Raw genomic sequence first — 7,257 nt, forward strand, 5'->3', positions numbered from 1 at the left:
GTCGGACGGCAGACGACGCCATGACCACCGCATCCCTCATCCATCACGCCTCTTGAACTTCCCCAGCTTTCGGGGATTGTTTCGCCGATGACGTCCGTTCCCCGTATCCGCGCCGGCGAGGCGGCCCCGCCAGCCCTCGTCAGGATGCGGCGGATCGCGGGTGGATTGCTGTTGGCGATGGCTGCGATCTTCCTCGTCAGCCGGCATTATGCGCCCCTCTATCCCTGGGCGGGGTTCGTGCAGGCGTTCAGCGAGGCGGCGATGGTCGGCGGCCTGGCCGACTGGTTTGCGGTGACCGCGCTGTTCCGCCACCCGCTGGGGCTGCCGATCCCGCATACGGCGATCGTGCCGCGCAACAAGGACCGGATCGGCGACACGCTCGCGACCTTCCTGCGCACCAACTTCCTGTTGCCCGCCATTATCGCCCGCCAGATGCGCCGCGTCGATGTCGCGACAGCGATCGCCCGTTGGCTGACCGATCCGCCGGAAGGGGCGGGGGGGCGGTTCCGCCAGGGTGCATCGAAGCTGGTGGCGCAGGTGCTCGACGGCCTCGATCCACAGCGGCTGGGCGGCATGGTGAAGGCGGGGATCGCCGCGCGACTGCGCGAGACCGACGTGTCGCCGATCCTCGGCCGCATCCTCACCGCCACGGTCGCCGACAATCGCCATGCCCCACTGCTCGACGGCGCGATCCGCTGGAGCGCCAAGGCGCTGGCCGCCAACGAACATCTGATCCGCCAGATGGTCCATGACCGTGCGGGATCGATCCTGCGCTGGACGGGGCTCGACGAAACCGTCGCGGACAAGTTGATCGACGGGCTCGACCGGCTGATCGTCGATATGGCCGAAGACCCGCAGCATCCGCTGCGCCTGAAGGTCGAGGAGGGGCTCGATCGGCTCGCCTGGGACCTGCAATTCGATCCCGACACGCAGGCGAAGGTGGAGGCGATGAAGGTCGAGCTGATCGCCAATCCCGCGATGCAGCGCTGGATGGACGGCCTGTGGGAATCGGCGCGTTCCGGCTTGTTGCGCATCGCCCGCGACCCCGAAGGCGCGATGCAGGGCCAAATCGGCGACCTGCTGCGTCAGCTCGGGCAAACGCTGACCAGCGATCCGCGCCTCGCCCGTACGATCAATCGCTTCGTCCGCCGTACCGTCGTGGGCATCGCCGCGGATTATGGCGAGGGCATCGTCGCGCTCGTGTCGCAAACCGTCCGCGGCTGGGATACCCGCACGATCACCAGCCGCCTGGAAAACGCCGTCGGCCGCGACCTGCAATACATCCGCATCAATGGGACGCTGGTGGGCGGGCTCGTCGGCCTCGTCATCCATAGCGTCGATGTTCTGCTCTGACTTGGGCGGCCCGTTGCGCGTGTCGTGACCGATCGAACCTGACCTGAACACGCCAACCGTCCCGCCGTGGGCCGTCGCATCTGCGAAACGCCTTGCCGTTTAGGGCAACTTGCCGCACAAGCCATGGCGATGAGCGGCTCACCGGACTTCCAGCAGGATAGCGGCGGAACGCTGCGCTTTTCCGGCGATCTGCTGCTGCGTACCATCGGTACGCTGCCCGAACGACTCGATGGCGTCGCGGGGCCGGTTTCTCGCATCGACCTCAGCGATGTCGGGCGGATCGATACGGTCGGCGCCTGGGTGATCCACCGCTTTGCCGCCCGTCATGACGCCGAAATCGACGGCTTGGACGAGGGCGGGCGTTACCTGCTCGACCATGTCGTCGCCGCCGACCAGCCGGTCGCGCTGCCGCAGCGCCCGTCCAACGCCTTCGTCCGCCTGCTGGGCGAGATGGGGGATGCGGTCGTCATCACCTTCCGCACGCTGTACGGTCTGCTCGGCTTCCTGGGCGCGACGACGATCGCGTTCGTCAACGTCGTGCGCCACCCCAGCCGCTTCCGCTTCAACGCGACGGTTCACCGATTCGAAGTGGTCGGCGTGCAGGCGCTGGCGATCGTCGGGCTGATGAGTTTCCTGATCGGCATCGTCATCGCGCAACAGGGCGCGGTGCAGCTCCGGCAATTCGGTGCGGAGGTGTTCACGATCAACCTCGTCGGGCGCCTGACCTTGCGCGAACTTGGCGTGCTGATGACTGCGATCATGGTGGCGGGTCGCTCGGGATCGGCCTTCGCGGCGCAGCTCGGCACGATGAAGCTGACCGAAGAGATCGACGCGATGCGCACGATTGGTGTTTCGCCGATGGAGGCCCTGGTGCTGCCGCGCACGATCGCGGCGGTGTTGCTGATGCCGCTGCTCGGCTTCTATTCGTCGCTGATCGCGATCATCGGCGGCTGCCTGCTGGCTTGGGCGTCGCTCGACATTCCGCCGGTGACCTTCATCCAGCGTATCCGCGAAGTCGTGCCGATCACCGATCTGTATATCGGCCTGATCAAGGCGCCCGTCTTCGGCGCGATCATCGCCATCGCCGGTTGTTTCCAGGGCATGCTGGTCGAATCGGACGCGGAACAGGTCGGCCTGCGCACCACGTCGGCGGTGGTGCAGGCGATCTTCCTCGTCATCGTGCTCGACGCCTTCTTCGCGGTGTTTTTCACCTGGGTGGGGTGGAACTGATGGCGCAGCGCAACACCGCCCCCGGTGACGATGGCGAGCACGTCATCCAGGTCCGTGGCCTGAAGAATGCGTTCGGCGATTCGGTGATCCACGACGGGCTCGACCTCGATGTGCGGCGCGGCGAGATTCTGGGCGTGGTCGGCGGATCGGGCACCGGCAAGTCGGTGCTGATGCGCTCCATCATCGGCCTGCAGACGCCCGTCGAAGGCGAGATCACCGTCTTCGGCGAACCGACGATCGGCCGCGAGGAAACCGAGGCCACGAATATCCGCAAGCGCTGGGGCGTGCTGTTCCAGGGCGGCGCGCTCTTCTCCACGCTGACGGTCGCGGAGAATGTCCAGGTGCCGCTGCGCGAATTCTATCGCGACCTGAACCCCGCGCTGATGGCGGAAATCGCCGCGTACAAGGTCGTGATGACCGGCCTGAAGCCCGATGCCGGGCCCAAATATCCGGCCGAGCTGTCGGGTGGCATGAAGAAGCGCGCCGGCCTTGCGCGGGCGCTGGCGCTCGATCCCGAACTGCTGTTCCTCGACGAACCGACGGCGGGCCTCGACCCGATCGGCGCCGCGGCGTTCGACGATCTGACCCAATCGCTTCAGAAGACGCTGGGGCTGACCGTGTTCCTGATCACCCACGATCTCGATACGCTGTACGCGATCTGCGACCGCGTTGCGGTGCTGGCGGACAAGAAGGTGATCGCGGTCGGCACGATCGACGAGCTGCTCGCGCTCGATCACCCCTGGATCCAGGAATATTTCAAGGGTCCGCGCGGCCGCGCCGCGATCGCCACGCAAGAGGCGAATGCGCGCGATCACCCCACCGACGTGAAGACCAACCAACTCGCGGCAAGTCCCGCCGCAGCGACCGAACCGGCCGAACAGGCGAGAAGCGACTGATGGAAACCCGTTCCAACCATGTGATCGTCGGCGCGGTCGTGCTGATCCTGCTCGCCGTGCTGGCGATCTTCACCGTCTGGATCGCCCGTCTTGGCGGCGCGAAGACGCACGAATACGACATCTTCTTCAAGCAATCCGTCGACGGATTGGCGACGGGATCGACCGTCACTTATTCTGGCGTGCCCACGGGGCAGGTGAAGAAGATCGCGCTGTGGAAGCCCGATCCCCAGTTCGTGCGCGTGCGCGTGTCGCTCAACGAGGACACGCCGATCCTGCAGGGCACGACCGCGACGATCCAGGGCAGCTTCACCGGCACCAGCACCGTCGCGCTGGACGGCGCGCGCAAGGGTGCGCCGCCGATCGTCTGCCCCGAACGGCCCGATCCGACGCAATGCCCCTATGGCGTGCCCGTGATCCCGACCAAGCAAGGCGGCATCGGCGCGATCCTGAACAGCGCGCCGCAGTTGCTCGAGCGCCTGTCGACGCTGACCGAGCGGCTGACCGGCCTGCTCACCGATCGCAATCAGGCGTCGATCGCCGGCATCCTCGACAACACCAACCGCCTGACCGACGCGCTTGCGGATCGCGGGCCGGAGATTGCGGCGACACTGGCGCAGACCCGCATCGCGATCCAGCAGGCGGGCGATGCCGCGCAGTCGATCGGCAAGCTCGCCGATACGACGAACGGCGTGCTGGCGGAGGACGTCAAGCCGACGCTTGCCAACCTCAACCAGACGATCGCTGCGGCCAAGCAAAGCGCGGAAACGCTCAACTCGGCGATCCAGGATGCGCGGCCGGGACTGCAGACCTTTTCGAAGCAGACGATTCCGGAAGCCAACCGTCTGGTGCGCGACCTGCGCGTCACCGCGACCGCGCTGTCCTCGATCGCCGACAAGGTCGATCAGGGTGGGGCAGGATCGCTGATCGGCCAGCAGAAGCTCCCCGATTACAAGGGCAAGTGAGATCATGAAGACCAGACTTCTCCTTCTCGCCGCGGCCCTGCCGCTCGCCGGCTGCATCAGCTTCGGTGCCAAGCCGCCGCCCTCTCTGCTGACGCTGGAGGAGGCGGCGATGCCGGCGGTTGGCAAGGTCGAGAATTCGGCGAACGCCCGTTCGATCGTGATCCAGGTGCCGACGACGCCCGCTGCGATTGCGGTGACGCGCGTGCCGGTCGAAGAAACGCCGACCAGCCTCGCCTATGTCAAGAACGCGCAATGGGCCGAGCCGCCCGCGCGCCTGTTTGCCCGGTTGCTGGCGGACACCGTCACGGCGCGCACCAACATGGTCGTGCTGTCGTCGGTCCAGTCGATCGCCGATCCCTCCGCGACGCTGGCGGGCGAACTCCGCCGCTTCGGCCTCGACGCGACCCGGCGCGAGGCGGTGGTGGTCTATGACGCGGCGTTGACGCCGGCGGGCAAGGACAATGTCGTCAAGCGCCGGTTCGAGGCGCACGTGCCGATCGGCGCGATCGATGCGGCCAATGCCGGGCCCGCACTCAGCAACGCCGCCAATCGGGTCGCTGGTGAGGTCGCGACCTGGGTCGCGGCGAACTGATCCTGGGGGGCAATCGCCCTCGGTGTAGTGTGAGGCATTGGCAGGAGCGGGTCGCCCTGCCGAACCACACGAACGGCATCCCAGCGAAGGCAGCGGTTTCCCGGTAGCGGCCCAGCGCGCGTCGCCTCGAGCCTGACGTCCGTGGCCCTTAGGGCCGCCGCCGCACCGCCGGCAGGACGTCGCACACCGCTGCCCCGCCCAGGCTGACCATCGGCGCGTCGGGGTTCTCGCGCCGGGCGACCGCTGCGGCGAAGCGCGGATTGTCCGCCGCACGATATTGGAAGTGCGGCCGTTCGGCGGCCGGCATGTCGCTCGCCAGCCGTACCGACACGATGCCGGTGCGTTCGCCCGGCGTCGCATAGACCCCCATCGGCGCATCGCTGCGCGGCAGGCCGGACAGATAGCCCATCCCCTCAACGATCCGCCCGACGACGGTATAGTTGCGGTCCAGCCGCCGCGCCGACTGGCCGATCGGGGTGAACAGCTCGGCCCCCGACCCGGTGCTGGGCAAGGCGTCGCGTGCGACGCCGACCATGCCATAGCAATGCGTCAGCCACGCCTGCCGCCCGTTGGTCGCGATCGGCCAGCCGTCCGCGGTGATCCCGGAGGCGGTCGAATAGGGATCGGCCCGCGTCATCCGTACCGCGGGGTCGAACGCGGCAATTTCGAACTCTGCCGCCGGCCGATCGGTCACACCGGCGGGCAGCGGCTTCTTCTCGTTCGCATCGCCCCATTGCGCGACCCAATTTTCCTGCACGCGATAGACGCTGGCGTCGTCCCACCAGCGCGCGTGCGCGAGCGTGCGGACATTGCCGACATGCGCGGGAGCGAACCGCGGCGCGAGCCGGATGATGACCTGCTTGCCGCTGGCGAGCGTCATCACCAGCAGCTCGTCATCGGGAATCGTCCGCCAATCGGCCTCGATCGGATCGGCGGGCGTTACGGCCGGGGCGGGGGGCGTTGCCTGAAGCGGCGCGGCGGCGAGAAGCAGGCTCAGCATCATGGCACCAGACTGACGCAACCCACGGCCACGCGCAATCACTTGCAGCGCGCCGACGGACAGGCTAGGCGCCCCCTTCCAGGACATGCGGAGCGGTGGCCGAGTGGTCGAAGGCGCTCGCCTGGAAAGTGAGTATACGCCAAAAGCGTATCGAGGGTTCGAATCCCTCCCGCTCCGCCATTTACCTGTTTCAGAGCAGCCCAAACGATACCAAAACCCGTGGATGCTTGCGGGTTTGCGGGGTATTCTAGTCCCAATCAATCCCGATCATCGGCGTCCAAGCGCTGGGGTATCGGGGGCATAATCCGGGGTATCGATCCCGGAAGGTGGGGTACAATGGCACTGACCGATGCAGCGGTGAAGAAGGCGGCGGCGCGCGAGAAGCCGTACAAAATGGCCGACGCGGGCGGCCTCTACCTGTACGTTGCGCCCAGCGGTCTCAAGTCCTTCCGCATGAAGTTCACGCTCGGCGGCAAGGAGAAGCTGCTGACGTTCGGGCCGTACCCCGACATGAAGCTGTCCGAGGCGCGCGATCGCCGCGACGAGGTTCGGCGCCAGCTGCGCGACGGACTCGACCCGTCGGGCGCTCGCAAGCGCGCCGAGGTCGAACGCGAGGCGGCGCGCGTGGCGGAAGCTCAGCTGCTGACCTTCGAGCAGGGCGCCCGCCAGTGGTGGGACATGCAGCGCGGCCGATGGGCGCCCGTCCACGCCGCCGACGTCATCACCAGCCTGGAGCGCGACGTGTTCCCGTCGCTCGGCCCGCGCCCGCTGGTGAGGATCAAAGCGCCCGACGTGCTGGCCACCCTGCGCGAGGTCGAGGCCCGCGGATCGATTGAGACGGCGCGGCGTCTGCGCCAGCGGATCGGGGCCGTCTACGATCTGTTCATCAGCGAGGGTGTTGTCGAGATCAACCCGGCGGCCGGCATCATGAACGCGCTCAAGCCCTTGCCGAAGAAGGGGCGGCAGCCGGCGATCACCGATCCCGACGAGGCGCGCCAGGTGTTGATCGATGCGGAGGCGTCGGGCGCTTCGCCTATCACGAAGCTGGCGTCGCGCTTCCTCGCGCTCACGCAGAGTCGGCCGGGGATGGTGCGCGGCGTGGTGTGGGATGAGATCGAGGGCGTTGACTTGTGGATCGGCGTGGAAAAAGGACCCCGGTAGCGGGGTGATCGGCGTCGAAAAGGGACCCCTCATCCCGGTGGTCTAGGCTGTTCGCTTGGCGGT

The 7,257-nt window shown here is 67.4% G+C and carries 7 protein-coding genes and 1 tRNA gene; 7 read left to right on the top strand and 1 reads right to left on the bottom strand.

What is annotated here, in order from left to right:
- Positions 1 to 87: 87 nt before the first annotated feature.
- The 5 genes from GGR47_RS08750 to GGR47_RS08770 all read left to right on the top strand — a co-directional run bounded on the left by GGR47_RS08750 (position 88) and on the right by GGR47_RS08770 (position 5,033).
- On the top strand, positions 88 to 1,353 hold the full coding sequence (locus GGR47_RS08750) for a DUF445 domain-containing protein (protein WP_167509771.1): 1,266 nt from the start codon (positions 88 to 90) through the stop codon (positions 1,351 to 1,353).
- Positions 1,354 to 1,476: 123 nt separating this feature from the next.
- The gene (locus GGR47_RS08755; protein ID WP_017979887.1) at positions 1,477 to 2,583 is read left to right on the top strand and encodes an ABC transporter permease; all 1,107 of its coding nucleotides are present in this window, start codon (positions 1,477 to 1,479) and stop codon (positions 2,581 to 2,583) included.
- Complete coding sequence (locus tag GGR47_RS08760; protein WP_147036772.1) at positions 2,583 to 3,479, top strand: ABC transporter ATP-binding protein; 897 nt, start codon at positions 2,583 to 2,585, stop codon at positions 3,477 to 3,479. Before GGR47_RS08755 ends, GGR47_RS08760 begins: the two co-directional genes overlap by 1 nt.
- Complete coding sequence (locus tag GGR47_RS08765) at positions 3,479 to 4,441, top strand: MlaD family protein (RefSeq protein ID WP_017979885.1); 963 nt, start codon at positions 3,479 to 3,481, stop codon at positions 4,439 to 4,441. The genes GGR47_RS08760 and GGR47_RS08765 overlap by 1 nt, the downstream gene beginning before the upstream one ends.
- Positions 4,442 to 4,445: 4 nt before the next feature.
- On the top strand, positions 4,446 to 5,033 hold the full coding sequence (locus tag GGR47_RS08770; RefSeq protein ID WP_043061226.1) for an ABC-type transport auxiliary lipoprotein family protein: 588 nt from the start codon (positions 4,446 to 4,448) through the stop codon (positions 5,031 to 5,033).
- A gap of 148 nt (positions 5,034 to 5,181) precedes the next feature.
- Here the strand turns inward: GGR47_RS08770 and GGR47_RS08775 are convergent, their stop codons facing one another.
- A complete protein-coding gene (locus tag GGR47_RS08775; protein ID WP_147036771.1) occupies positions 5,182 to 6,036 on the bottom strand; it encodes a peptidylprolyl isomerase in 855 nt (284 codons plus the stop codon).
- Between the two features lie 86 nt (positions 6,037 to 6,122).
- Here GGR47_RS08775 and GGR47_RS08780 point away from each other — a divergent pair.
- A tRNA-Ser gene (locus tag GGR47_RS08780) sits at positions 6,123 to 6,213 on the top strand.
- 156 nt (positions 6,214 to 6,369) lie between these two features.
- Positions 6,370 to 7,194 carry a tyrosine-type recombinase/integrase gene (locus GGR47_RS08785; RefSeq protein WP_183949500.1) on the top strand — a complete coding sequence of 275 codons (825 nt, stop codon included), beginning with the start codon at positions 6,370 to 6,372 and terminating at the stop codon, positions 7,192 to 7,194.
- Positions 7,195 to 7,257 lie beyond the last annotated feature (63 nt).

The sequence above is a fragment of the Sphingomonas aquatilis genome, assembly GCF_014196115.1.
Taxonomy (GTDB): Bacteria; Pseudomonadota; Alphaproteobacteria; order Sphingomonadales; family Sphingomonadaceae; genus Sphingomonas; species Sphingomonas aquatilis.

Coding starts and splice junctions, on each gene's coding strand:
- GGR47_RS08770 (WP_043061226.1), top strand. CDS start 4,446: ATGAAGACCAGACTTCTCCTTCTCGCCGCGGCCCTGCCGCTCGCCGGC.
- GGR47_RS08785 (WP_183949500.1), top strand. CDS start 6,370: ATGGCACTGACCGATGCAGCGGTGAAGAAGGCGGCGGCGCGCGAGAAG.
- GGR47_RS08775 (WP_147036771.1), bottom strand. CDS start 6,036: ATGATGCTGAGCCTGCTTCTCGCCGCCGCGCCGCTTCAGGCAACGCCC.
- GGR47_RS08760 (WP_147036772.1), top strand. CDS start 2,583: ATGGCGCAGCGCAACACCGCCCCCGGTGACGATGGCGAGCACGTCATC.
- GGR47_RS08765 (WP_017979885.1), top strand. CDS start 3,479: ATGGAAACCCGTTCCAACCATGTGATCGTCGGCGCGGTCGTGCTGATC.
- GGR47_RS08750 (WP_167509771.1), top strand. CDS start 88: ATGACGTCCGTTCCCCGTATCCGCGCCGGCGAGGCGGCCCCGCCAGCC.
- GGR47_RS08755 (WP_017979887.1), top strand. CDS start 1,477: ATGGCGATGAGCGGCTCACCGGACTTCCAGCAGGATAGCGGCGGAACG.